At 69.6% G+C, this 24157-nt stretch carries 23 protein-coding genes; 15 read left to right on the forward strand and 8 right to left on the reverse strand.

Features of this window, described 5'->3' with window-relative positions; translation table 11 throughout:
• Nucleotides 1-177 precede the first annotated feature (177 nt).
• A complete protein-coding gene (locus O6P37_RS11915) occupies nucleotides 178-330 on the forward strand; it encodes a hypothetical protein (protein ID WP_269894270.1) in 153 nt (50 codons plus the stop codon).
• 2 nt (nucleotides 331-332) lie between these two features.
• On the opposite strand, the gene O6P37_RS11920 is transcribed toward O6P37_RS11915, so the two are convergent.
• Both O6P37_RS11920 and O6P37_RS11925 read right to left on the reverse strand, forming a co-directional pair.
• On the reverse strand, nucleotides 333-2009 hold the full coding sequence (locus O6P37_RS11920; protein ID WP_269894271.1) for an MFS transporter: 1677 nt from the start codon (nucleotides 2007-2009) through the stop codon (nucleotides 333-335).
• Nucleotides 2009-2722 (reverse strand): LppX_LprAFG lipoprotein, encoded by a 714-nt coding sequence (locus tag O6P37_RS11925; protein WP_269894272.1) that lies wholly within the window; start codon nucleotides 2720-2722, stop codon nucleotides 2009-2011. The genes O6P37_RS11920 and O6P37_RS11925 overlap by 1 nt, the downstream gene beginning before the upstream one ends.
• Before the next feature lie 87 nt (nucleotides 2723-2809).
• Between O6P37_RS11925 and O6P37_RS11930 the strand changes: the two genes are divergently transcribed.
• From O6P37_RS11930 to O6P37_RS11945, 4 genes are all read left to right on the forward strand, one after another.
• Nucleotides 2810-3409, forward strand: a complete 600-nt coding sequence (locus tag O6P37_RS11930; protein ID WP_264013800.1) for a riboflavin synthase — start codon at nucleotides 2810-2812, stop codon at nucleotides 3407-3409.
• Between the two features lie 100 nt (nucleotides 3410-3509).
• Entirely contained in the window at nucleotides 3510-4841 is a 1332-nt protein-coding gene (locus O6P37_RS11935) for a bifunctional 3,4-dihydroxy-2-butanone-4-phosphate synthase/GTP cyclohydrolase II (protein ID WP_269894273.1), read from the forward strand.
• The gene (gene ribH, locus O6P37_RS11940) at nucleotides 4838-5317 is read left to right on the forward strand and encodes a 6,7-dimethyl-8-ribityllumazine synthase (protein WP_269894274.1); all 480 of its coding nucleotides are present in this window, start codon (nucleotides 4838-4840) and stop codon (nucleotides 5315-5317) included. The genes O6P37_RS11935 and ribH overlap by 4 nt, the downstream gene beginning before the upstream one ends.
• The gene (locus O6P37_RS11945; protein WP_269894275.1) at nucleotides 5314-5781 is read left to right on the forward strand and encodes a PH domain-containing protein; all 468 of its coding nucleotides are present in this window, start codon (nucleotides 5314-5316) and stop codon (nucleotides 5779-5781) included. Before ribH ends, O6P37_RS11945 begins: the two co-directional genes overlap by 4 nt.
• On the opposite strand, the gene O6P37_RS11950 is transcribed toward O6P37_RS11945, so the two are convergent.
• Nucleotides 5768-6238: a GNAT family N-acetyltransferase gene (locus O6P37_RS11950; protein ID WP_269894276.1), complete on the reverse strand. Its 471-nt coding sequence runs from the start codon at nucleotides 6236-6238 to the stop codon at nucleotides 5768-5770. The genes O6P37_RS11945 and O6P37_RS11950 overlap by 14 nt on opposite strands.
• Nucleotides 6235-8199, reverse strand: a complete 1965-nt coding sequence (locus O6P37_RS11955; RefSeq protein ID WP_408633155.1) for a gamma-glutamyltransferase family protein — start codon at nucleotides 8197-8199, stop codon at nucleotides 6235-6237. The genes O6P37_RS11950 and O6P37_RS11955 overlap by 4 nt, the downstream gene beginning before the upstream one ends.
• Before the next feature lie 85 nt (nucleotides 8200-8284).
• On the opposite strand from O6P37_RS11955, the gene uvrC reads away from it, so the two are divergent.
• From uvrC to ppc, 10 genes are all read left to right on the forward strand, one after another.
• Complete coding sequence (gene uvrC, locus O6P37_RS11960; RefSeq protein ID WP_269894277.1) at nucleotides 8285-10318, forward strand: excinuclease ABC subunit UvrC; 2034 nt, start codon at nucleotides 8285-8287, stop codon at nucleotides 10316-10318.
• Nucleotides 10319-10329: 11 nt separating this feature from the next.
• Nucleotides 10330-11244 carry an RNase adapter RapZ gene (rapZ, locus tag O6P37_RS11965; protein WP_264013806.1) on the forward strand — a complete coding sequence of 305 codons (915 nt, stop codon included), beginning with the start codon at nucleotides 10330-10332 and terminating at the stop codon, nucleotides 11242-11244.
• Nucleotides 11241-12266 (forward strand): uridine diphosphate-N-acetylglucosamine-binding protein YvcK, encoded by a 1026-nt coding sequence (gene yvcK, locus O6P37_RS11970; RefSeq protein WP_269894278.1) that lies wholly within the window; start codon nucleotides 11241-11243, stop codon nucleotides 12264-12266. The genes rapZ and yvcK overlap by 4 nt, the downstream gene beginning before the upstream one ends.
• Nucleotides 12263-13240, forward strand: a complete 978-nt coding sequence (whiA, locus tag O6P37_RS11975) for a DNA-binding protein WhiA (protein WP_264013881.1) — start codon at nucleotides 12263-12265, stop codon at nucleotides 13238-13240. Before yvcK ends, whiA begins: the two co-directional genes overlap by 4 nt.
• A 158-nt stretch (nucleotides 13241-13398) precedes the next feature.
• The gene (locus O6P37_RS11980; protein WP_269894279.1) at nucleotides 13399-14124 is read left to right on the forward strand and encodes an ABC transporter substrate-binding protein; all 726 of its coding nucleotides are present in this window, start codon (nucleotides 13399-13401) and stop codon (nucleotides 14122-14124) included.
• 79 nt (nucleotides 14125-14203) lie between these two features.
• Nucleotides 14204-15223: a type I glyceraldehyde-3-phosphate dehydrogenase gene (gene gap, locus O6P37_RS11985; RefSeq protein ID WP_269894280.1), complete on the forward strand. Its 1020-nt coding sequence runs from the start codon at nucleotides 14204-14206 to the stop codon at nucleotides 15221-15223.
• A 5-nt stretch (nucleotides 15224-15228) separates the two neighbouring features.
• The gene (locus tag O6P37_RS11990; protein ID WP_269894281.1) at nucleotides 15229-16449 is read left to right on the forward strand and encodes a phosphoglycerate kinase; all 1221 of its coding nucleotides are present in this window, start codon (nucleotides 15229-15231) and stop codon (nucleotides 16447-16449) included.
• Entirely contained in the window at nucleotides 16446-17231 is a 786-nt protein-coding gene (tpiA, locus tag O6P37_RS11995) for a triose-phosphate isomerase (RefSeq protein WP_269894282.1), read from the forward strand. Before O6P37_RS11990 ends, tpiA begins: the two co-directional genes overlap by 4 nt.
• A gap of 45 nt (nucleotides 17232-17276) precedes the next feature.
• The gene (secG, locus tag O6P37_RS12000) at nucleotides 17277-17510 is read left to right on the forward strand and encodes a preprotein translocase subunit SecG (protein ID WP_264013812.1); all 234 of its coding nucleotides are present in this window, start codon (nucleotides 17277-17279) and stop codon (nucleotides 17508-17510) included.
• Between the two features lie 75 nt (nucleotides 17511-17585).
• On the forward strand, nucleotides 17586-20402 hold the full coding sequence (ppc, locus tag O6P37_RS12005; protein ID WP_269894283.1) for a phosphoenolpyruvate carboxylase: 2817 nt from the start codon (nucleotides 17586-17588) through the stop codon (nucleotides 20400-20402).
• Nucleotides 20403-20409: 7 nt separating this feature from the next.
• Here the strand turns inward: ppc and O6P37_RS12010 are convergent, their stop codons facing one another.
• From O6P37_RS12010 to zwf, 4 genes are all read right to left on the reverse strand, one after another.
• The gene (locus O6P37_RS12010; protein ID WP_269894284.1) at nucleotides 20410-20784 is read right to left on the reverse strand and encodes an ATPase; all 375 of its coding nucleotides are present in this window, start codon (nucleotides 20782-20784) and stop codon (nucleotides 20410-20412) included.
• A 176-nt stretch (nucleotides 20785-20960) separates the two neighbouring features.
• On the reverse strand, nucleotides 20961-21701 hold the full coding sequence (gene pgl / locus O6P37_RS12015) for a 6-phosphogluconolactonase (protein ID WP_269894285.1): 741 nt from the start codon (nucleotides 21699-21701) through the stop codon (nucleotides 20961-20963).
• Entirely contained in the window at nucleotides 21694-22605 is a 912-nt protein-coding gene (opcA, locus tag O6P37_RS12020) for a glucose-6-phosphate dehydrogenase assembly protein OpcA (protein ID WP_269894286.1), read from the reverse strand. The genes pgl and opcA overlap by 8 nt, the downstream gene beginning before the upstream one ends.
• A gap of 2 nt (nucleotides 22606-22607) precedes the next feature.
• Nucleotides 22608-24155 carry a glucose-6-phosphate dehydrogenase gene (zwf, locus tag O6P37_RS12025; protein ID WP_269894287.1) on the reverse strand — a complete coding sequence of 516 codons (1548 nt, stop codon included), beginning with the start codon at nucleotides 24153-24155 and terminating at the stop codon, nucleotides 22608-22610.
• Between the last annotated feature and the right edge of the window lie 2 nt (nucleotides 24156-24157).

A 24157-nucleotide genomic window follows, 5' to 3' on the forward strand; every position in this document is an offset into this window, starting at 1 on the left:
GGTGGGCGCTCGAAAAGGTTCACCCGGCAGGCAGCCCGCTTCCACACCGACTGTGGGCTATCTCGCCCTCGACGCGCAGCCACGGCAAACAAATGAGGTGCCACTCTCGGTACACTCGTACCAGAGCGCTGTCACCGATGACCCACGCGCTGGTGACCCCGAGCAAAGGACTTGAGCGTGACTGCACTGCAGGACTGGCTCAGTATTCCCACCGTGACCCCGCAATCGGTGAAGACCTTCGTCTTCGCGCCCCTCCGCAGCGTCCTGCCCGGCAAAAGGGAGGACCGCAGCGAGCCGACGCTGTTGCGCCCCGGCCTCGAGCGCTGCTGACGTCAGTCGGCCCGGTGCCGGCCCAGCTGCGGCTCCGCCCCGGCGGCGGCCGGGTCGCTGAGCACGGGCTCGTCGGCGGGTGGCGCTGACACCGGCTGGTCGGCGGAGGGCACTGACTCCGGTTCGGCCAGTTCCTCGGCGTGTTCGTGGCGGCCCGCGATCAGCAGACCCAGCAGCGCGCCGACGATGCAGACCACGGCCGTCGCCAGGAAGATGTCCTGGAACTGCATCACGTACGCCTCGAGCGTCGCCTGGGTGTAACGGGTGGCCTGAGCGAGCGCCTGCTCTCTGGGCGAGCTCACGACGGGCTGCGGCAGCTCCTCCAAGCGCTGAGCCAGTGCCTGGTTGAACCGGTACAGCCCCCACGCCGACAGCGCGGCGATCCCGACGAGCATGCCGATCATGCGCGCCACCACCACCGCGGCCGACGCGATACCGTGCTGGGCCGCCGGCACCACCCGCAGCGTCGCCGAGGTCAGCGGGCCGATCACCAGGCCCAGTCCGATGCCGGCGATCGCGAGATCGGTGTCGAGCACCGGCAGCGACACGAATCCGAGGTCGTGGCGCGCCGCGAACAGGTCCACCGGCCACTTCGAGATCAGGAAGAACCCGCCGGCGGCGATCACCAGGCCGGCGAACGCGACCATTCGGTCACCGACCCGGCTGGCGATCCACCCGCCCAGCAGAGCGCCGACCGGGAGCGCGATGAGGAATCGAAGCAGCAGGAACGCGGCCTCGTTCTGGGACTGGCCGAGGACACCCTGCCCGAACAGTTCGACGTTGACCAGCGTCACCATCAGCGCTGCGCCCGCGGTGAGGGACGCCCCGAGTGCGGCGAGGAACGGCCGGAACCGCACCCCCGCGGGTTCGATCAGCCGGGTGCGGGCGAACCGCTCCCAGACGAAGAAGCCGACGGTGACCACCGCGGCGGCGATCAGCAGCGGCGCGCCGTAGTCGGGGAGGATCTTCTTGCCGTCCGGCGCGGGGTTGTAGAGCCCGATGACCACCAGTCCGAGCGCGACGGCGAGCAGCACGCCGCCCAACACGTCGACCCTCTGCGGCTCGTCGGTCTGTCTGCGACCGGGCAGGCTGAAGTGGATCATCACCATCGCGATGACCGCCAGCGGCACGTTGACCCAGAACACCGCTTGCCAGTGATGGAACGCCCAGACCATGGCGATGCCGTACACCGGGCCCAGCACGGCGCCGAGTTCCTGGGCGGCGCCCACCCCGCCGAGCACGGCAGCGCGTTGGCGGCTTGCCCACAGATCGGCGGCCAGGGCGAGGGTGACCGGCAGCAGTGCGCCGCTGGCGGCGCCCTGGATGGTTCGGCCGACGACCATCAGCACGAGGTCGGTCGACATCGCGGTGATCACCGAGCCGATCGCGAACCCGGCGAGGCTGACCTGCAGCATCAGCTTGCGGCCGAATCGGTCCGACGCGCGGCCGAGCAGCGGCATCGCGGCGATGTAACCCAGCAGGTACCAGGTGATGATCGGCGTGACCCGCTGGATCTGATTGATCGCGATCCCGACGTCCATCATGATGTCGCGAATGATGGTGATCACGACGTAGGTGTCGAGCGCGCCAAGCAGCACCGCAAGGCTGCCTGCGCTCAGCGCGATGCCGCGGCTGCGCACCGTTGTCTTCGGCGTGGCTTCCACTGTGGGAGAGGTCATCACACCGCGGGCTTGGTGACGGTGACCGGCTTACCCCAGTCGGTGAACGTCATGGTGATGGTCACGCCGTCCCTGGGCTGCAGCTGTGCCTGCACCAGTTCTTTCTTGTCGTTCTCGGCGATCCACGCCGTGGCGGGCACCGGGCCGGTGGCGGCGAGCTGCGGGGCGATCGAGTTGACGGCCTCCGCGCTGACCGTGCCGGTCACCCGCACGGTGTCGGCGCCCGCGATGTTCTCGCGGCCGTCGGCCTTGGCGTCGGTGAAATTGGTCAGCAGGTTGGCCAGACCGCGGTTCGGGTCGAGGATCGCCGAGACGTCGAAGATGTCGGCGGCCGGACCGAAGTCCTGCAGACCGCTGCCCGGCGTGAGCGCGGCGTACAGAGTGCCGTCGACGACGGCGAACTGGACACCTTCGAGCCGCTGACCCATCAGAGCGAGGTTCGTGGTGCCCTGCGCGGCGACCGCGGGCGTGTTGGTCAGGTCGCCTTCCAGGGTCTCGATCGGCAGCTCCGGGATCTCGCCCGTCGTCGAGAGCATCAGGTGCGCACTCTGCAGCTCCCGGGTGGTCTTCGCGGAATCCTGCAGCAAGGTGGCCGCGTCGGGCAGCGGCTCGCTTGACTGCTCCGGCGACGACGAACAGCCGGTCACCACCAAAGCGGTGGCGAAAAGGATTGCGATGAAGGCATGCAGGGAGTGGCGTGGGCGCAGACGCATGACTTGCATCGTAGAGGTTCGCGTCGCGCCGACGAGTTCGCCGCCCGCACCGGCGATCCGCCGGTGCGCCGGAATAGGCTGGTCGTCGTGTTCACAGGAATCGTCGAAGAGGTGGGCGAGGTCGTCGACAAACAGGACCTCGGTGACGCCGCCCGGCTGGTCATCCGCGGTCCGGTCGTCACGTCGGACGCCGGTCACGGCGACTCGATCGCGGTCAACGGCGTCTGCCTGACGGTGGTCGACGTGCTGGCCGACGGATCGTTCTCGACCGACGTGATGGGCGAGACCCTCAACCGGTCGAGCCTGCGCGACATCGCCGAGGGCAGCCGGGTCAACCTGGAGCGCGCCGCGGCGGTCAACAGCCGGCTCGGCGGGCACATCGTGCAGGGCCACGTCGACGGCACCGGCCATGTGATTGCGCGCACACCGTTCGAGCACTGGGAGGTGATGCGGATCGACCTGCCCGCGTCGCTGTCCCGCTACGTCGTCGAGAAGGGGTCCATCACCGTCAACGGTGTGTCGCTGACCGTGTCGGGCCTGGGAGACGACTGGTTCGAGGTCTCGTTGATCCCCACCACCCGGGAATTGACGACGCTGGGCTCCGCGGCCATCGGCGACCCGGTCAACCTGGAGGTCGACATCATCGCCAAGTACGTCGAGCGACTGATGGGTCCCACGGCGGGCTAGCTGGCAATAATCGCCGCCTGCGAGTGGTTCATACTGATGGTGTGGACCCGGTCTCCGAATCGACCGACCGAGGTCTCGGATCCGGTGAAGGTGGCAGCAGATGACCAGGCTCGACTCTGTCGAACGGGCGATCGCCGACATAGCGGCGGGTAAGGCCGTGGTCGTCATCGACGACGAGGACCGCGAGAACGAAGGCGACCTGATCTTCGCCGCCGAGAAGGCCACCCCCGAACTCGTCGCGTTCATGGTCCGCTACACCTCGGGCTACCTGTGCGTGCCGCTGAGCGGCGAGGTGTGCGACCGGCTCGGCCTGCTGCCGATGTACGCGGTGAACCAGGACAAGCACGGCACCGCCTACACGGTGACCGTGGACGCGAAAGTCGGTGTCGGAACCGGTATCTCGGCCTCCGACCGGGCGACGACGATGCGTGCGCTCGCCGACCCCGGCGCCGTGGCCGAGGACTTCACCAAGCCGGGCCACGTGGTGCCGCTGCGCGCCAAGGACGGTGGCGTGCTGCGCCGGCCCGGGCACACCGAGGCCGCGGTCGATCTGGCGCGGCTGTCGGGGCTGCAGCCCGCGGGGGCGATCTGCGAGATCGTCAGCCAGAAGGACGAGGGCGCGATGGCGCAGACCGACGAGCTGAGGGTCTTCGCCGACGAGCACGAACTCGCGCTGATCTCGATCGCCGACCTCATCGAGTGGCGGCGCAAGCACGAGAAGCACATCGTCCGTATCGCCGAGGCCCGCATCCCCACCCGGCACGGCGAGTTCCGTGCCGTCGGCTACACCAGCATCTACGAGGACGTCGAACACGTGGCGCTGGTGCGCGGCGATGTGGCCGGCCCACACGGTGACGGCCACGACGTGCTGGTCCGTGTGCACTCGGAGTGCCTGACCGGTGACGTGTTCGGCTCCCGGCGCTGCGACTGCGGGCCGCAGCTGGACGCCGCCATGGCGATGGTGGCCCGTGAGGGCCGCGGCATCGTGCTGTACATGCGCGGCCACGAGGGCCGCGGCATCGGCCTGATGCACAAGCTGCAGGCCTATCAGCTGCAGGACGCCGGCGACGACACTGTCGACGCGAACCTCAAGCTGGGCCTGCCCGCCGACGCGAGGGACTACGGCATCGGGGCGCAGATCCTCGTCGATCTGGGTGTGCGGTCGATGCGGCTGCTGACCAACAATCCCGCCAAGCGCGTCGGCCTCGACGGGTACGGGCTGCACATCATCGAGCGGGTGCCGTTGCCGGTGCGGGCCAACTCCGAGAACATCCGTTATCTGATGACCAAACGCGACCGCATGGGCCACGACCTGATCGGCCTGGACGACTTCGAAGAGGCGCACACGATGGACGGCTACGACGAGGCGGTCTACCTACTCGGCGACCGTCGCCCGGCCGGCGATCCGCGTGACTCCGGCGGCGCCCGGTGAGCCCGGCGGCCGGGGTCCCGGACCTGCCGGAGCTCGACGCGTCGGACATCAAGCTGGCGATCGTCGCCAGCACCTGGCACCAGCAGATCTGTGACGCCCTGCTCGACGGCGCCCGCAAGGTCGCGGCCGAAGCCGGCATCGACGACCCCACGGTGGTGCGTGTGCTCGGGGCCATCGAGATACCGGTGGTGGCACAGGCTTTGGCCGCAGGTCACGACGCGGTCGTGGCGCTCGGCGTGGTGATCCGCGGCCAGACACCGCATTTCGACTACGTCTGCGATGCGGTGACCCAGGGCCTGACCCGGGTGTCGCTCGACGCGTCCACCCCGGTCGCCAACGGGGTGCTGACCGTCAACACCGAGGACCAGGCCCTCGACCGCGCGGGCCTGCCGTCCTCGACCGAGGACAAGGGCGCCCAGGCCGCCGCGGCGGCGCTGTCGACCGCGCTGACCCTGCGTGAGCTGCGTGGGTCATGAGCGACGCCTCCAGCAACGACGTCGAGGTCGAGGTGCGGCCCCATCTGACGCCGTACTTCGCCTATGCGGCGGCCGCCATCATCGTCGCCGCGCACGTCACGGTGGGCCTGCTGCTCAAGGTCCGCTCGACCGGGGTGATCTTCCAGACCGCCGACCAGGTGGCGATCGCCCTGCTCGGCGTCGTGATCGGCGGCGTGGTGCTGCTCTTCGCCAGGCCCCGGCTCCGTATCGGTGCGTCCGGCGTGGCGGTGCGGAACCTGCTGACGTACAAGCTCATTCCGTGGTCCGACGTGGTGGGTGTGTCGTTCCCGGTGGGCGCCCGGTGGGCCAGGATCGACCTGCCGGACGACGAGTACATCCCGGTCATGGCCATCCAGGCGATCGACAAGGGGCGCGCCGTCGACGCGATGGACCAGGTGCGTGCCGCGCTGGCGCGCCACCGGCCCGACATCACGTCACGCTGAGCGCCATCGCGAACTCGGGGCGCGTCCCCTCGGCGGTCACCGACTTGACCGTGAATCCCAGACTCTCGTAGACGCTGCGGGCCACCGAGTTGTCGGCGGCCACCCGCAGCGTCACCGTCCGGGCACCCTGCCTGGTCGCCCAGTCCACGGCGGCCTCGACCAGCGGCCGGGCCAGACCGTGTCCGCGTGCCTCCGGATCGAGCCACAGCGAGTACAGATATACGGTGTCGACGCTCTCCTTCTGCGCGCCGATCAGCCCGACCGGACGGTCGTCGACGAATGCGGCGAACTGCGCGTGGTCACGCAGCCGGCGCCGCCACTGCGCCGCCGTGAACGCGGACTCGTTGACGAATTGCGGGTCGTCGGAACCGAGCGAGTCGGTGAGCGCCCGCAACCGGATCACAGCGAACGTGCGCCAATCGGATTCGGCGAGCCTGGCCACCCGTGATCCAGTCACCTGGCGTCGCCCATCACCAGCCCTTCGCGACGCGGATCGGCGCCGCCGGTCAGGCCGGACTGGTCCCGCACGATCGCGGACAACCCACTCGACTGGTCGGCCAGGTCGACGTCGTGGCCGAGTTTGCGGAGGCCCTGCACGAGCGGGTCGTCGTCGCCGTCGTTGGCGGTGTTGATGTTCGGATGTTCGCCGCCCACATTGGTTTTCGGTGTGTTCGCGGCCCCGAAGTCGACCATTCCGACCGCCTGCTGCGGATCGAGCCCCCAGTCGGTCATGCCGACGACGGTCTTCACGACGAACTGGATGATCACCGAGCCGCCGGGGGAGCCGAGCACGGCGTACAACGGCCCCCGTGCCCCCGGCGCGCCACCGCCCTCGCCGAACACCAGCGTCGGCGCCATCGTGCTGCGCGGCCGCTTGCCGGGCTGGATCCGGTTGGCGACCGGCGCGCCGTCCGGTCCGGCGGGCTCCGCCGAGAAGTCGGTGAGCTGGTTGTTGAGGATGAAGCCGTCGACCATGTGGAACGAGCCGAACGCCGACTCCACGGTGGTGGTCAGCGATGCGGCGTTGCCGAACGAGTCGACCACGCTGATCTGGCTGGTGCCGTGTTCCGGTGTCGGCGGCACCGGCGAGGTCGGCGGGCCGAACGTGCCCGGCTTGGCGGTGCCCATCGTCCGCTGCTCGGAGATCAGCGCCGCACGCCCGGCGAGGTAGTCGCTGTTGAGCAGGGTGTCCGGGGTGCCACCCGGCAGCGGGACGAATTCGGTGTCGGCGACATACTTGTCACGATCGGCGTAGGCCAGCCGTTCGGCCTCGGAAATGAGGTGGACACCCATCACCGACGGCCGGCCGCCGTTGAGGTCAAGATCGGTGGGCTTGTGGTCGCCCATCGAGAAGCGCTCCAGCATGCCGAGGGTGGCCAGCACCGCGATGCCACCCGAGGACGGCGGCGGCATCCCGCACACCTCCCGGCCGCGGTACGACTTGCACAGCGGCTCACGCATCTTCACCGTGTAGCCGGCCAGGTCCTGCACCGTCATCAGGCTGGGGGTGCGGCCGCCCGCGGTGTCCGCAGCGTATTCCACGATCGCCTGGGCGATCGGCCCGGTGTAGAACGCCTGCGCCCCGTCGGTCGCCAGCGCGCCGAGGGTCTTGGCGTATGCCGGGTTCGTCAGCCGGGTGCCCGCGGTCTTGGGGCTGCCGTCGGCGTTGAGGAAGTAGGCGGCGGCCTCGGGGTCGACCCGCAACTCCTTGGCGACGTCGGCGATGGCCGCGGCCAGCCGGGGACTGATGTCGAACCCGCGGTCGGCCAGCCCCACCGCGGGCTGGAACAGGTCGCGCCAGGTGGACTTGCCGTGCTCCCGGTGGGCGTCCTCGAGCATCCGCACGATGCCGGGCACACCGATGGAACGGCCCGACGCCCTGGCGTCCGGCTTCGGCTCGGTCCGGTCGGTGTCGGAGATCCAGCGCAGGTAGTTCTCGGTCGCGGCGGCCGGGGCCACCTCGCGTCCGTCGTAGGCCTGCACCTTGCCCGAGGCGGCGTCGAAGTACAGCAGGAAGCCACCGCCGCCGATGCCGGATGCTTGGGGTTCGACCAGGCCCAGCACCGCCTGCGCGGTGACCAGCGCGTCGGCCGCGGTGCCACCGTCGCGCAGCACCCGGCAGGCCTCTTGGGTGGCCAGCGGATTCGCCGTCGCGACCGCATAGCGCGCCGTGTGCACGGCCGTCATGTCCTTGCGATAGCCCGTCGCCACCTCGGGATTGGTGCCGAGATTCCGCGAGGTGGGAGCGTCGGGTGCGGCGGTCGGCGTCTTGGGCGCCGGTGTGCCGTTGGACACGATCTCGCACGGGCTCGCCGCGGGGGTGGGCGGGGACTCCTCGTCGCCGCCGCAACCGGCGACCACCAGTCCGACAGCCGCCAACAGGGCCGCGAGCTTCTGCGGGCATACCGGGATGCGCACGCCTCGACGTTAGCGGAGTCACAGGTGCTTGTCCCCGAGTCGCTCCGCTCCTGCCCGCCGGATCTGCGGCAGTAACCTGGAAACCGTGCCCGATCCAGCGACGTACCGACCCGCGCCCGGGTCGATACCCGTCGAGCCGGGTGTCTACCGCTTCCGCGACCCGCACGGCCGGGTGATCTATGTCGGCAAGGCCAAGAGCCTGCGCAGCAGGCTGAACTCCTACTTCGCCGACATCGCCGGCCTGGCGCCGCGCACCAGGCAGATGGTGACGACCGCGGCCAAGGTCGAGTGGACCGTGGTCACCACCGAGGTCGAGGCGCTGCAGCTGGAGTACCTCTGGATCAAGGAGTTCGATCCGCGGTTCAACATCCGCTACCGCGACGACAAGTCCTACCCGGTGCTGGCGGTCACGCTGAACGAGGAGTACCCGCGGCTGATGGTCTACCGGGGCCCGCGGCGCAAGGGGGTGCGGTACTTCGGTCCGTACTCGCACGCCTGGGCGATCCGGGAGACCCTCGACCTGCTCACCCGGGTGTTCCCGTCGCGCACCTGCTCGGCCGGAGTGTTCAAGCGGCACAAGCAGATCGACCGGCCCTGCCTGCTCGGCTACATCGACAAGTGCTCGGCGCCGTGCGTCGGCCGGGTCAGCGCCGACGAACACCGCCGGATCGTGCTGGATTTCTGCGACTTCCTGGCGGGCAAGACCGACCGGCTGGCCCGCGACATGGAACAGCAGATGGCCGAGGCCGCCGGGCAGCTGGACTTCGAACGCGCGGCGCGGTTACGGGACAACATCGGCGCGCTGAAGCGGGCGCTCGAGAAGCAGACCGTCGTGTTCGGAGACGGCACCGACGCCGACCTGGTGGCATTCGCCGACGACGAGCTCGAGGCGGCGGTACAGGTCTTCCACGTCCGCGGCGGGCGGGTGCGCGGCCAGCGCGGCTGGATCGTCGAGAAGTCCGGTGACCCCGGCGAATCCGGCGAGGAGCGGTTGGTCGAACAGTTCCTCACCCAGTTCTACGGCGACCAGGCGGAGCTGGGCGTGGCCGGCGACGGCGGCAAGGACGAGGCGACCAACCCGGTGCCACGTCAGGTGCTGGTGCCGTGCCTGCCGGACAACGCCGACGAACTGGCGGAATGGCTGTCGGGGCTGCGCGGGTCGCGGGTGTCGCTGCGCGTGCCCCAGCGTGGTGACAAGCGGGCGCTGGCCGAGACCGTCAAACGCAACGCGATGGACGCGCTGGCACAGCACAAGCTGAAGCGAGCCGGTGACTTCACCGCGAGAAGCGCTGCGCTGCAGAGCATCCAGGACACCCTCGGGCTCGCCGACGCACCGCTGCGCATCGAGTGCGTCGACATCAGCCACGTCCAGGGCACCGACGTGGTGGCCTCGCTGGTGGTCTTCGAGGACGGGCTGCCGCGCAAGTCCGACTACCGCCACTACGCGATCCGGGAGGCCGCCGGGGAGGGGCGCTCCGACGACGTGGCGTCGATAGCCGAGGTCACCCGGCGGCGCTTCTACCGCCATCTGCACGACACCCGGCCCCCGACGGAGACCCCGGACGCGCCGGACGCGCCGGAGGCGACCGACGCCGCGGGCACGGCAAGGCCGCGGCGCTTCGCCTACCCGCCGAACCTGTTCGTCGTCGACGGCGGCGCACCCCAGGTCAACGCCGCACAGGCGGTGCTCGACGACCTCGGTGTCACCGACGTCGCCGTCGTCGGGCTGGCCAAGCGGCTCGAGGAGGTGTGGGTGCCCGCGGAACCCGACCCCGTGATCTTCCCGCGCAACAGCGAGGGGCTGTATCTGCTGCAGCGCGTCCGCGACGAGGCGCACCGGTTCGCCATCGCCTATCACCGCAGCAAGCGGTCCAAGCGGATGACGGCGTCGGCGCTCGACTCGGTGCGTGGGCTGGGCGAACACCGGCGCAAGGCGCTGGTGACCCACTTCGGTTCGGTGGCCAAGCTGAAGGAGGCCACCGTCGAGGAGATCACCGCGGTGCCGGGGATCGGCGCGGCGACGGCGAAGGCGGTGCTGGAGGCGCTCGGCGGCGCGGCGGCCGATTCCGCTGTGCCCACAGCCGTTGTCGAGGATGATCAGGCCAGGGCATCGGGATGACAGAGTCAGGGATGAGCGGACAACTGCAGGACGACGGGGTGGTTCACGAGTCGGGCGGGGAATCGGGCATCGACGTCGTGCTGGTGACCGGGCTGTCCGGGGCGGGTCGCGGAACGGCGGCCAAGGTGCTCGAGGACCTCGGCTGGTACGTCGCCGACAACCTGCCGCCGGAGCTGATCGCGCGGATGGTCGAGCTGGGCCTGGCCGCCGGCTCCCGCATCACGCAGCTGGCGGTGGTGATGGACGTCCGGTCGCGTGGTTTCACCGGCGACCTGGACTGGGTGCGCAGCGATCTGGCGACCCGCAACATCAGACCGCGGGTGCTGTTCCTCGAGGCGTCCGACGACATCCTGGTGCGGCGCTACGAACAGAACCGCCGCAGCCATCCGCTGCAGGGCAACCAGACGCTGGCCGAGGGCATCGCCGCCGAACGGGCGCTGCTGGCCGCGGTGCGCGCGACGGCCGACCTGGTGATCGACACCTCGAAGCTGTCGGTGCCCGCGCTGCGCGAGAGCATCGAGCGAGCGTTCGGTGGCGAGACCGTCGCCCACACGAGCGTCACGGTCGAGTCGTTCGGGTACAAGTACGGCCTGCCGATGGATGCCGACACGGTGATGGACGTGCGGTTCCTGCCGAATCCGCACTGGGTCGACGACCTGCGTCCGCACACCGGCCAGCACGAGGCGGTGCGCGACTACGTGCTCGGGCAGCCGGGCGCCGCCGAGTTCCTCGACACCTACCATCGGTTGCTGGACGTCGTGATCGAGGGCTACCGCCGGGAGGGAAAGCGCTACATGACGGTCGCCATCGGATGTACGGGCGGCAAGCATCGCAGCGTCGCGATGGCCGAGGCGCTGGCCGGGCGGCTGCAAGGCGGTGACGGGCTGACGGTGCGGGTGCTGCACCGGGATCTGGGGCGCGAATGAGCCCGCGGATCGTCGCGCTCGGTGGTGGGCACGGCCTGTATGCGACGCTGTCCGCGGCACGCCGCCTCAGCCATCACGTCACCGCGGTGGTCACGGTCGCCGACGACGGCGGATCGTCGGGGCGGCTGCGCAGCGAACTGGACGTGGTTCCGCCAGGCGATCTGCGGATGGCGTTGGCGGCGTTGGCATCCGACACCCCGCAGGGACGGCTGTGGGCGACGATCATCCAGCACCGGTTCGGCGGCAGTGGCGCGCTGGCCGGCCATCCGATCGGCAACCTGATGCTGGCCGGTCTCAGCGAGGTGCTCGCCGATCCGGTCGCCGCGCTCGACGAGCTGGGCCGGGTGCTCGGACTGAAGGGCCGGGTGCTGCCGATGTGCCCGATCGCATTGCAGATCGAGGCCGACGTCGCGGGCCTGGAGTCCGATCCGCGGATGAGCCGGGTGATCCGCGGTCAGGTGGCGATCGCGACGACGGTCGGCAAGGTGCGCCGGGTCCGGTTGCTGCCGGGTGACCCGCCGGCGACCCGGCAGGCGGTGGACGCGATCATGAGCGCCGATCTGGTGGTGCTGGGCCCGGGCTCGTGGTTCACCAGCGTCATCCCGCATGTGCTGGTGCCGGACCTGGCGGCTGCGCTGCGCGCCACCTCGGCAAGGCGGGCGCTGGTACTCAACCTCGCGGCCGAGCCGGGGGAGACCGCCGGCTTCTCGGTGGAGCGGCACATCCACGTGCTCGCCCAACATGCGCCGGACTTCACCGCGCACGACATCATCGTCGACGCCACCCGGGTGCCGAGCGACCGCGAGCGTGAGCAACTGAGCCGCACCGCCACCATCCTCGAGGCTCGCGTGGAGTTTGCTGACGTGTGTAGACCTGGTACACCTTTACATGACCCGGCGAAACTGGCCGCGGCACTGGAGGGTGTCCGCTTGCGAGGGGTGGCTCCGGCCCCCGATGTGCAGATGCCGACGGTGCCCACACCGACCGTGAACAGACCGAGAGGTGACGACCCGTGGCGATGACAGCCGAGGTCAAGGACGAGCTGAGCCGGTTGGTGGTCAACTCGGTGAGCGCTCGCCGCGCCGAGGTGGCCGCCCTGCTGCGCTTCGCCGGTGGGCTGCACATCGTGTCGGGGCGGGTGGTCGTCGAGGCCGAGGTCGACCTGGGCATCATCGCCCGCAGGCTCCGCAAGGACATCCACGACCTCTACGGCTACAACGCGGTGGTGCACGTGCTGTCGGCCAGCGGGATCCGCAAGGGCACCCGGTATGTGGTACGGGTGGCCAAGGACGGCGAGGCTCTGGCTAGACAGACAGGCCTGCTGGACCTCCGTGGCCGCCCGGTGCGCGGGCTGCCGGCCCAGGTGGTCGGCGGCAGCGTCGGCGACGCCGAAGCCGCTTGGCGCGGTGCGTTTCTCGCGCACGGATCGCTGACCGAACCGGGTCGCTCCTCGGCGCTCGAGGTGAGCTGCCCGGGGCCCGAGGCGGCGCTGGCGCTGGTCGGTGCGGCCCGCCGGCTGGGGGTGAGCGCGAAGGCGCGCGAGGTTAGGGGCAGCGACCGGGTGGTGGTGCGCGACGGCGAGGCCATCGGTGCGCTGCTGACCCGGATGGGCGCTCAGGACACCCGGTTGACGTGGGAGGAGCGCCGGATGCGGCGCGAGGTCCGCGCCACCGCGAACCGGCTGGCCAACTTCGACGACGCGAACCTGCGGCGCTCGGCACGGGCGGCGGTCGCGGCGGCCGCCAGGGTGGAGCGGGCGCTGCACATATTGGGTGACACCGTGCCGGACCACCTGTCGGCGGCCGGCCGGTTGCGGGTGGAGCACCGGCAGGCGTCGCTCGAGGAACTCGGCCGGTTGGCCGACCCGCCCATGACGAAAGACGCTGTGGCAGGCCGGATCCGACGCTTGCTGTCGATGGCCGACCGGAAGGCCAAGCAGGACGGCATCCCCGACACCGAGTCCGCGGTGACGCCCGACCTGCTCGAGGACGCCTGACCCACGCCCATGCCGCCGAGCGCACGGATTCGGCGCGTGGGTATTTGCTGGCCGACGTCACCGTGACCGCCGAGCGCACGGATGATGCACGGAAACGCCGAGTGGCGATGCGAACAACCGTGCGCTCGCGGACGGTGCGACTTCGTTACCGTGGCGGCATGGGCAATCTACGGGTCGGCGTGGCCTTTCCCGATCCACCCTTCAACGGCATGGCCGGTGACGACGGCCGTCCCGCAGGCCTCGACATCGACCTGATGACCGCGGTCGCCGAGCACCTCGGCGACACGGTCGAGTTCGTCGGCTACGAGGGCGCCGAATTCGACGGCATCTTCGACGCGCTCGCCGCCGGCGAGTTCGACTGCGTCGCCGCGGGCACGACGATCACACCCGAGCGTGAAGCCAGGGCGGCATTCGCGCCGCCCTACCTGATCAGCGGGCAGGCCCTCGCGGTCGACACCGCACGGCTGCCGCGGGTGCGTTCCGTCGACGACCTCGACGGGCTGACCATCGGCGTGCAACAGGGCAACACCAGCGAGCCGATCGCCCAGCGCCTCGTCGAGGAGGGCAGGGCCGCGGCGGTGAAGCGCTACGAATACGGCGACGTCGAGACCGCACTCGAAGACCTGACCACCGGCGGCTGCGACTCCTTCATGAAGCTCGCTCCCGTGCTGACCGAACTGGTCAAGCACGCCCGCGGGGTCGAGGTCGTCCAGAAGGGACTGACCACGGACGAGATCGCGATCGCCGTGGCCGCCGGCGACCAGCGGCTGCTCGGCCGGATCACCGTCGCGCAGGCCGAACTCGAGGCCGACGGCACCCTGCAGGGAATCCGCCGCAAATGGCTCGGCAATCCGTACGCCGACCAGCGCCTGGCGCTGCACTGACCAGCCCGCGCGGCCCATCGGCCGCCCCATTAGGCTGGCCTTCGAGTACCACACCAGAGGCGATCAAGAGGAGAACCACGTGACCATCCGGGTAGGCGTCAACGGCTTCGGCCGCATCGGGCGAAACTTCTTCCGCGCGCTGGACGCCCAGAAGCAGGAGGGCAAGAACACCGACATCGAGATCGTGGCCGTCAACGACCTCACCGACAACGAGACGCTCGCGCACCTGCTGAAGTTCGACTCGATCCTCGGTCGGCTGCCCTACGACGTCGAGGTCGACGGCGAAGAGATCATCGTCGGCGGACACAAGCTCAAGGGTCTGTCCATCAAGGAGGGCCCGTCGGCCCTGCCGTGGGGCGACCTGGGCGTCGACGTCGTCGTCGAGTCCACCGGCATCTTCACCAAGCGCGACAAGGCGCAGGGCCACCTCGACGCGGGCGCCAAGAAGGTCATCATCTCGGCGCCGGCCAGCGACGAGGACATCACCATCGTGCTCGGCGTCAACGACGACAAGTACGACGGCAGCCAGAACATCATCTCCAACGCGTCGTGCACCACGAACTGCCTCGGCCCGCTGGCCAAGGTGCTCAACGACGAGTTCGGCATCGTCAAGGGCCTGATGACGACGATCCACGCCTACACCCAGGACCAGAACCTGCAGGACGGCCCGCACAAGGACCTGCGCCGGGCCCGCGCCGCCGCCATCAACATCGTGCCCACCTCGACCGGCGCCGCCAAGGCCATCGGCCTGGTGCTGCCCGAACTCAAGGGCAAGCTCGACGGCTACGCGCTGCGGGTGCCGATCCCCACCGGCTCGGTCACCGACCTGACGGCGGAGCTGAACAAGCCGGGCACGGTCGACGAGATCAACGCCGCGTTCAAGGCCGCCGCCGACGGGCCGCTCAAGGGCATCCTCAAGTACTACGACGCCCCGATCGTGTCCAGTGACATCGTCACCGACCCGCACAGCTCGCTGTTCGACTCTGGCCTGACCAAGGTCATCGACAACCAGGCGAAGGTCGTCTCCTGGTACGACAACGAGTGGGGCTACTCCAACCGCCTGGTCGATCTGGTCGCGCTCGTCGGCAAGTCCCTCTAGTCGCGATGGCCGTCAGAACGCTCGACGATCTGCTGAACGACGGCGTCGAGGGTCGGGGCGTCCTGGTGCGCTCCGACCTCAACGTCCCGCTGGACGACGACGGCAACATCACCGACCCGGGGCGCATCACCGCGTCGGTGTCCACGCTCAAGGCGCTGTCGGACGCGGGAGCCAAGGTCGTCGTCACCGCGCACCTCGGCCGTCCCAAGGACGGCCCGGATCCGAAGTACTCGCTGGCGCCGGTGGCCAAGGCGCTCAGCGATCAGCTGGGCAGGCACGTCCAGCTGGCCGGCGACGTGGTCGGCTCGGACGCGCTCGCACGGTCCGAGGGACTCACCGACGGCGATGTGCTGCTGCTGGAGAACATCCGCTTCGACGCGCGGGAGACCAGCAAGGACGACGCGGAGCGGGCGAAGCTCGCCAAGGCACTGGTCGAACTGGTCGGTGACGACGGCGCCTTCGTGTCCGACGGCTTCGGCGTGGTGCACCGCAAGCAGGCGTCGGTGTATGACGTGGCCACGCTGCTGCCGCACTACGCGGGCAACCTGGTGGCCACCGAGGTGAAGGTGCTCGAGCAGCTCACCAGCTCCACCGACAGGCCCTACGCCGTGGTGCTGGGCGGCTCGAAGGTGTCGGACAAGCTCGCGGTCATCGAGTCGTTGGCGACCAAGGCCGACAGCCTGGTGATCGGCGGCGGCATGTGCTTCACATTCCTCGCCTCCCAAGGCGTCCCGGTGGGCGATTCGCTGCTCGAGGAGAGCATGATCGACACCTGCCGCAAGCTGCTGGACACCTACGCCGACGTCATCCACCTGCCGGTCGACATCGTCGTCGCGGAGAAGTTCGCCGCCGATTCCCCGGCGGAAATCGTTGCCGCCGACAAGATCCCGGACGGCAAGATGGGCCTGGACATCGGCCCGGAGTCGGTGAAGCGGTTCACCGCGCTGCTGTCGAACGCCAGGACCATCTTCTGGAACGGGCCGATGGGCGTCTTCGAGTTCCCGGCGTTCTCGGCGGGCACCAAGGGCGTCGCCGAGGCGATCATCGGGGCCACCGGCAAGGGCGCGTTCAGCGTCGTCGGCGGCGGCGACAGCGCGGCGGCCGTGCGACAACTCGGTCTCGCCGAGGACGGGTTCTCCCATATCTCCACCGGCGGCGGCGCGTCGCTGGAGTATCTGGAGGGCAAGACATTGCCCGGTATCGAGGTTCTGGAGGGTGGCCAGTGAGCCGTAAGCCGCTCATCGCGGGCAACTGGAAGATGAACCTCAATCATTTCGAGGCCATCGCGCTGGTGCAGAAGATCGCATTCTCGTTGCCCGACAAGTACTTCGACAAGGTCGACGTCACCGTCATCCCGCCGTTCACCGACCTGCGCAGTGTGCAGACCCTGGTCGACGGCGACAAGCTGCGGCTCACCTACGGTGCGCAGGACGTCTCCCAGCACGACTCCGGGGCCTACACCGGGGAGATCAGCGGCGCCTTCCTGGCCAAGCTGGGCTGCAGCTTCGCGGTGGTCGGGCACTCCGAGCGGCGCACCTACCACCACGAGGACGACGCGCTGGTCGCGGCGAAGGCGTCGGCCGCGTTCCGGCACGGCATCACCCCGATCATCTGCATCGGCGAGCACCTGGACGTCCGCGAGGCGGGCAACCACGTCGCGCACAACGTCGAACAGCTGCGCGGTTCGCTGGCCGGGCTGACGTCGGAGCAGATCGGCCAGGCGGTCATCGCCTACGAACCGGTGTGGGCGATCGGCACCGGCAGGGTCGCCAGCGCGGCCGACGCGCAGGAGGTCTGCAAGGCCATCCGCGATGAGCTGGGCAGTCTGGCGTCTCCCCAGGTGGCCGCGGGCGTCCGCGTGCTGTACGGCGGCTCGGTGAACGCCAAGAACGTCGGTGAGATCGTCGGGCAGGCCGACGTGGACGGCGCGCTGGTCGGCGGGGCGTCGCTGGACGGCGAGCAGTTCGCCACGCTGTCGGCGATCGCCGCGGGCGGCCCGCTGCCCTGACGGGCAATTCGCGACTGACCGGCGGCGACCTGTAGTCTGGCCGCCATGGAAATGGCCCTGCAGATCATCCTGATCGTGACCAGCCTGCTGGTCGTGCTCCTGGTGCTGCTGCATCGCGCCAAGGGCGGCGGTCTGTCCACCCTGTTCGGTGGCGGCGTGCAGTCCAGCCTGTCCGGCTCCACCGTCGTCGAGAAGAACCTCGACCGCCTGACGCTGTTCGTCGTCGGCATCTGGCTGGTGTCGATCATCGGCGTCGGCCTGCAGATCAAGTACGCCTAGCCAGTCGAGGGTGGCGCCGGTCGCGTGACCGGCTCTCACGATGCGGCGCCGGTGCCGGCGACCGATACTGGACCGATGAGTGAGTCCGACACCGCGCTCGCCCCGATCGGGTCCGTGCGGCGCACCCAGGGCGGCCGCGAGGCCACCGAACCGATGCGCGAGGACATCCGGCTGCTCGGCACGCTGCTGGGCGACACGGTGCGCGAGCAGAACGGCGAGGACGTCTTCGACCTCGTCGAGCGCGCCCGGGTCGGATCGTTCCGGGTCCGCCGCTCCGAGATCGACCGCGCGGAGCTGGCCGATCTGTTCGACGGCATCGACGTGCGCCGGGCGATCCCCGTCATCCGCGCCTTCACCCACTTCGCGCTGCTCGCCAACGTCGCCGAGGACATCCACCGCGAGCGCAGGCGGGCTGTCCACATGGCGGCCGGTAAACCGCCACAGAGCAGCAGCCTGGCCGCCACCTACCTCAAACTCGATGCGGCCGAACTGGACTCCGCCACCGTTGCCGACGCGCTGAGCGGAGCCCTCGTCGCCCCGGTGATCACCGCGCATCCGACGGAGACCCGGCGCCGGACGGTGTTCGACACCCAGCACCGGATCACGGAGCTGATGCGGCTGCGCCTGCACGGCCACAGCGTCACCGACACCGGCCGGGACATCGAACCCGAACTGCGCCGCCACATCCTCACGCTGTGGCAGACCGCGCTCATCCGGCTGTCGCGGCTGAAGATCCAGGACGAGATCGAGACCGGGCTGCGGTATTACGCGTCGGCGTTCTTCGACGTCATCCCGCAGGTCAACGCCGAGGTGCGGAGCGCGCTGCAGGCGCGTTGGCCAGACGCGCAGCTGCTCACCGAACCGATCCTGCGGCCGGGTTCGTGGATCGGCGGTGACCGCGACGGCAATCCGAACGTCACCGCCGAGGTGGTCCGCCTGGCGACGTCGAGCGCCGCCTACACCGCACTGGCGCACTACTTCACCGAACTCACCGCACTCGAGCAGGAGCTGTCCATGTCCGCCCGGCTGGTCGGCATCAGCGACGAGCTCGCCGCGCTGGCCGACTCGTGTCACGAGGCGGCCCGCGCCGACGAACCGTACCGTCGTGCGCTGCGCGTCGTGCACGGCCGGCTGACCGCCACCGCGGCCGACATCCTGGACCGCCGGCCAGAACACGAACTCGACCTCGGCCTGCAGCGGTACGGCACGCCCGCCGAGCTGTCGGCCGACCTGGACGTCGTGGACGCCTCGCTGCGGTCCAACGGCTCGGCGGTGCTCGCCGACGACCGGCTGGCCCGGCTACGGGAAGCGGTGCGGGTCTTCGGTTTCCACCTGTCCGGCCTCGACATGCGGCAGAACTCCGACGTGCACGAGGAAGTGGTCGCCGAGCTGCTCGCATGGGCCGGGGTACACCAGGACTACGCAGGGCTGTCCGAAACGGAGCGCGTCGAGCTGCTGGCGGCCGAGCTGGCCACCCGCAGGCCGCTGACCCGCGACGGGGCCGACCTCTCGGAGCTGGCGCGCAAGGAGCTCGGCATCGTCGCGGCCGCCGCTCGCGCGGTGCACGTGTACGGCCCGCAAGCGGTGCCGAACTACATCATCTCGATGTGCCAGTCGGTGTCGGACATGCTGGAGGCCGCGCTGCTGCTCAAAGAGGTGGGCCTGCTCAGCGTGGTCGGCGGAGACGAGGGGGCGCAGGTGTACGCGCCCGTCGGCATCGTGCCGCTGTTCGAGACCATCGACGACCTGCAGCGGGGCGCCTCGATCCTGGAGGCGGCGCTGGACCTGCCGCTGTACCGAGCGGTGGTGACGGCGCGCGACGACCACCAGGAGGTCATGCTCGGCTACTCCGACTCCAACAAGGACGGCGGGTACCTGGCGGCGAACTGGGCGCTGTACCGCGCCGAGCTCGACCTGGTCGAGTCGGCCCGCAAGACCGGAATCCGGTTGCGGCTCTTCCACGGTCGCGGCGGCACCGTCGGCCGTGGCGGCGGCCCGAGCTACGACGCGATCCTGGCGCAGCCGCCGGGGGCGGTGAACGGGTCCCTGCGCATCACCGAACAGGGCGAGGTGATCGCCGCGAAGTACGCCGAACCCCGCATCGCGCACCGCAATCTGGAGACCCTGGTCGCCGCGACGCTCGAGTCGACGCTGCTCGACGTCGAGGGCCTCGGCGACGCCGCCGAACCCGCCTACGAGGTGCTCGACGACCTGGCCGCCCGCGCGCAACGGGCCTACTCCGAACTCGTGCACGAGACGCCGGGTTTCGTCGACTACTTCAAGGCGTCCACCCCGGTCAGCGAGATCGGGGCGCTCAACATCGGCAGCAGGCCCGCGTCCCGCAAGCCCACCACGTCGATCTCCGACCTGCGCGCGATCCCCTGGGTGCTGGCGTGGAGCCAGTCCCGCGTGATGCTGCCCGGCTGGTACGGCACCGGCTCGGCCTTCGAGCAGTTCATCACCGAGGACCCCGAGCACGAGGAGGACCGCCTCGGTGTGCTGCAGGACCTCTACCGGCGGTGGCCGTTCTTCGCCACGGTGCTGTCGAACATGGCGCAGGTGCTGGCCAAGGCCGATCTCGGTCTGGCAGCACGTTATTCGGAGCTCGTCGAGGACTCCGAGCTCCGGGCGCGGGTGTTCGACAAGATCGTCGCCGAGCACGACCGCACCATCCGGATGCTCGCGCTGATCACCGGACACGACGACCTGCTCGCGGACAACCCGGCGCTGGCCCGTTCGGTGTTCAACCGGTTCCCCTACCTGGAACCGCTGAACCACCTGCAGGTGGAACTGTTGCGGCGGTACCGGTCCGGAGACGACGACGAACTCGTGCAGCGCGGCATCCTGCTGACGATGAGCGGGCTGGCCACCGCGCTGCGCAACAGCGGTTGACGCAGGCTCAGAGCCCGATCGTCCGGCGCATCGCGTTCACTCCGCCGCGGACCGCGTTCTCCGTCGCGGCGAGCGGGCCGAGGACCGCCTCGCCGAGTCCCACGATGCGTTCGACCCGGTCGACGATGCCCTCCAACCGGTCGACGACCGCGATCAGGCGCGGCGCCAGCTCGTTGATGCGGTTGATCGTCTCGTTGAAGCGTTCCAGGGTCTCGTCGAGGTTGGCCGTGGACCTGTTCAGGTCGATCAGCGTGTCGCTGAGACCGTCCAGGATGGTGTCCACCTGGTCGACGGTGACGTCGGCGTTGAGGGCGGCCTGGGCGAGCTTGCGGATCCGCTCGGTGCCTTTGCGTGCCGGAACTCTATCGCTCTTGTCCACCATGACGGTCATTATGACCCCCGCGGGGAACCGGGGCGGCGAACCCGGCGTCTGACATGCATGCAACGCAGTCCGTGCGAGAACCTACCGAGATCGCCGAGAGGCCCCTACGGCGCCGGGCAGAGTGCGGATTACCTGTCCGGTTATGCCGACGCGCAGGCCGAAACCGGCCGCGACGACTAGAGCTTGCTCGCCGCGTCCTCGTCGAGCAGCCACACGGTGGCGTCACGCCCCACAGCGCCCGCAGCGGGCACGTCGACCGGGTCGGCGCCGTTGACCGCGGCCGCGACGGCGTCCGCCTTCTCCGCGCCCGACACCACCAGCCACACCTCGCGCGACCGGGTGACCGCGGGCAGCGTCAGCGTGATGCGCTGTGGCGGCGGTTTGGGGGAGTCGGTCACCCCGACCACCAGGCGGCTGGTCTCCCGCACCGCCGCGGTGTCCGGGAACAGCGAATTGATGTGGCCCTCCGGCCCCATCCCGAGCAGATGTACGTCGAAAGCAGGTGTGGGCTCGCCGGATTCGGCGTTGGCGGCCAGCACCTGTTCGTAGGCCAGCGCCGCGGCGTCGAGGTCGTCGCCGTACTCACCGTCCAGAGCGGCCATCGCATGCACGTTGGCGGCCGGGATGTCGACGTGGTCGAGCAGTGCCTCGCGCGCCTGCTTGTCGTTGCGCTCGTCGTCGTCGGAGGCGACGTAGCGTTCGTCGCCCCAGTAGATGTGCACGTTCGGCCAGTCGACGGCCTCACCGTAGACGCCGACGTGCTTCAGCAGCTTGACGCCGGTCCCGCCGCCGGTGAGCGACACGTGGGCGACGCCGCGCGCGGTGATCGCGGCGGTGATGGCGATGACCAGGCGGTCACCCGCCGCGGCGACCAGTGCGTCTGCGTCGGCGTACTTCTCGATCACGGTCTCAGACATACGTCACCTTCTCGATACCCTGCAGCGCCTCGAAGTAGATCTCATCGGCATCGAGGCGACGCATGTCCTCAGCCAGACATTCACGGGTCTCTCTGCGCGCCAACGGAACCAGTGCCTCCGGCTTGGCGGTGCGGGTGATCTTCGCGGTGACACCCTCCTGTGGACGGCTCAGCGTGATGGTCTCGCTGTCGCGGACGAGTTCCACCTTGAGCTCGCCGACGGCACGCTGGACCGGACCGTCGATGCGGCTGGCCAGCCAGCCGGCCAGGACGTCGAGCGCGGGCTCGGTCTCCAGGCCGGACACCAGCGCCGAGTTGATCTTCTCGTGCGGCGCCTGATCCACCGCCGAGGTGAGCAGCGCACGCCAGTAGGTGATCCGGCTCCAGGCCAGGTCGGTGTCGCCCGGGGTGTACCCCTTCAACCGGCCCTTGATCGAGGCCAGCGGGTCGGTGCCGTTGGTGGCGTCGGTGATCCGGCGCAGCGCCAGCTTGCCCAGCGGATCCTTGGCGGGAACCTCCGGTGCGACGTCAGGCCACCAGGTGACCACCGGGGTGTCGGGCAGCAGGAACGGCATCACCACGCTGCTCGCGTGATCGGCGAGCGGGCCCGACAGCCGGAGCACCACGACCTCGTTGGCGCCGGCGTCGCGACCGACACGGATCTGTGCGTCCAGCCTGGCGTTCTCGGCCAACCGGTCGCCCGGCGCGACCACGATGACCCGGCAGGGGTGTTCGCGGCTGGCCGCGTTGGCGGCCTCGATCGAGTCCTCGAGCAGGGTCTCCGAGGCCGGGGCGATGACCAGGGTGAGCACCCGGCCCAGCGTGATCGCACCGCCCTCTTCGCGCAGCGCGACGATCTTCTTGTTGATGACATCGGTGGTGCTGTCCGGCAGGTCGACGATCATGGTTAGGGCCTTCTCCATTCCCGGCCGGTGCGGCGCAGCATCTCGAACGCCGATTCCGGCCCCCAGCCGCCGGATTCGTACGGATCGGGCTTGCCGTGCGAGGCCCAGTACTCCAACGCCGGGTCGAGGATCTTCCAGGCCAGTTCGACCTCGTGGTTGACCGGGAACAGCGACGGCTCGCCGAGCAGCACGTCGAGGATCAGCCGTTCGTAGGCCTCGGGTGACTCCTCGGCGAACGCCGACCCGTAGGAGAAGTCCATGCTCACGTCGCGGACTTCCATCTGATTGCCCGGCACCTTCGAGCCGAATCGCAGCGTGATTCCTTCGTCGGGCTGGACGCGGATCACCAGGGCGTTCTGGCCGAGTTCCTCGGTCATGGTGGCGTCGAACGGCAGGTGCGGGGCGCGCTTGAAGACCAGCGCGATCTCGGTGACCCTGCGGCCAAGCCGCTTTCCGGTGCGCAGGTAGAACGGCACGCCGGCCCAGCGCCGGGTGTCGACGTCCACCGTGATCGCGGCGAACGTCTCGGTGGTCGACGTCTCCGAGAATCCTTCCTCGTCGAGCAGCCCGACCACCTTCTGCCCGCCCTGCCAGCCCGCGGTGTACTGCCCCCGCGACGTCGTCTCGTCCAGCGGCTCGGCCAGCTGGGTCGCGGACAGCACCTTGATCTTCTCGGCCTGCAGCTCGGCCGGGTTGAAGCTCACCGGCTCCTCCATCGCCGTGAGCGCCAGCAGCTGCAGCAGGTGGTTCTGGATGACGTCACGCGCGGCGCCGACCCCGTCGTAATAGCCGCCGCGGCCGCCCAACCCGATGTCCTCGGCCATGGTGATCTGCACGCTGTCCACATAGTGCGCATTCCAGACAGGCTCGAAGAGCTCGTTGGCGAAGCGCAGCGCGAGGATGTTCTGGACGGTCTCCTTGCCCAGGTAGTGGTCGATCCGGAACACCGACGACTCCGGGAAGACGTTGTTGACGATTGCGTTGAGGTCCTCGGCGCTCTCGAGGTCGTGGCCGAACGGCTTCTCGATGACCACCCGGCTCCAGGAGCCGTCCGTCTTCTTCGCCAGGCCCGTCCGCGACAACTGCTCGAGCACCTGTGGGAACGCCTTGGGCGGGATGGACAGGTAGAACGCGTGATTCCCGCCCGTCCCGCGCTCGGCGTCGAGCTTGTTCAGGGTCTCCGCGAGCTGTTCGAACGCCTTCTCGTCGTCGAACGTGCCCTGCACGAACCGGATGCCCTCCGCGAGCCTGTCCCAGACCTCCTGCCGGAAGGGGGTGCGGGCGTGCTGCTTGACCGCCTCGTACACGACATCGCTGAAATCCTCGTCGGCCCAATCCCTTCGGGCGAAACCGACCAGCGAGAACGTCGGCGGCAGCAGCCCGCGGTTGGCCAGGTCGTAGATGGCGGGCATCAGCTTCTTGCGCGCCAGATCGCCGGTCACGCCGAAGATCACCACACTGCAGGGCCCGGCGATCCGGGGCATCCGCTTGTCGCGCTTGTCCCTGAGCGGATTACGCCACCCGGTGGCGGCGGTGTCGACTGCGCTCATCT

Origin of the sequence: Mycobacterium hippophais, from assembly GCF_027529605.1 — a bacterium.
Classification (GTDB): domain Bacteria; phylum Actinomycetota; class Actinomycetes; order Mycobacteriales; family Mycobacteriaceae; genus Mycobacterium; species Mycobacterium arseniciresistens.

Bases quoted from the DNA above. Each gene is read 5' to 3' on its own strand.
- O6P37_RS11980 (WP_269894279.1), top strand. From the start codon at position 13,399: ATGGGCAATCTACGGGTCGGCGTGGCCTTTCCCGATCCACCCTTCAAC.
- O6P37_RS11935 (WP_269894273.1), top strand. From the start codon at position 3,510: ATGACCAGGCTCGACTCTGTCGAACGGGCGATCGCCGACATAGCGGCG.
- O6P37_RS11925 (WP_269894272.1), bottom strand. From the start codon at position 2,722: ATGCGTCTGCGCCCACGCCACTCCCTGCATGCCTTCATCGCAATCCTT.
- pgl (WP_269894285.1), bottom strand. From the start codon at position 21,701: ATGTCTGAGACCGTGATCGAGAAGTACGCCGACGCAGACGCACTGGTC.
- O6P37_RS11920 (WP_269894271.1), bottom strand. From the start codon at position 2,009: ATGACCTCTCCCACAGTGGAAGCCACGCCGAAGACAACGGTGCGCAGC.
- O6P37_RS11990 (WP_269894281.1), top strand. From the start codon at position 15,229: ATGGCCGTCAGAACGCTCGACGATCTGCTGAACGACGGCGTCGAGGGT.
- rapZ (WP_264013806.1), top strand. From the start codon at position 10,330: ATGAGCGGACAACTGCAGGACGACGGGGTGGTTCACGAGTCGGGCGGG.
- whiA (WP_264013881.1), top strand. From the start codon at position 12,263: ATGACAGCCGAGGTCAAGGACGAGCTGAGCCGGTTGGTGGTCAACTCG.
- O6P37_RS12010 (WP_269894284.1), bottom strand. From the start codon at position 20,784: ATGGTGGACAAGAGCGATAGAGTTCCGGCACGCAAAGGCACCGAGCGG.
- ppc (WP_269894283.1), top strand. From the start codon at position 17,586: ATGAGTGAGTCCGACACCGCGCTCGCCCCGATCGGGTCCGTGCGGCGC.
- yvcK (WP_269894278.1), top strand. From the start codon at position 11,241: ATGAGCCCGCGGATCGTCGCGCTCGGTGGTGGGCACGGCCTGTATGCG.
- zwf (WP_269894287.1), bottom strand. From the start codon at position 24,155: ATGAGCGCAGTCGACACCGCCGCCACCGGGTGGCGTAATCCGCTCAGG.
- O6P37_RS11945 (WP_269894275.1), top strand. From the start codon at position 5,314: ATGAGCGACGCCTCCAGCAACGACGTCGAGGTCGAGGTGCGGCCCCAT.
- opcA (WP_269894286.1), bottom strand. From the start codon at position 22,605: ATGATCGTCGACCTGCCGGACAGCACCACCGATGTCATCAACAAGAAG.
- secG (WP_264013812.1), top strand. From the start codon at position 17,277: ATGGAAATGGCCCTGCAGATCATCCTGATCGTGACCAGCCTGCTGGTC.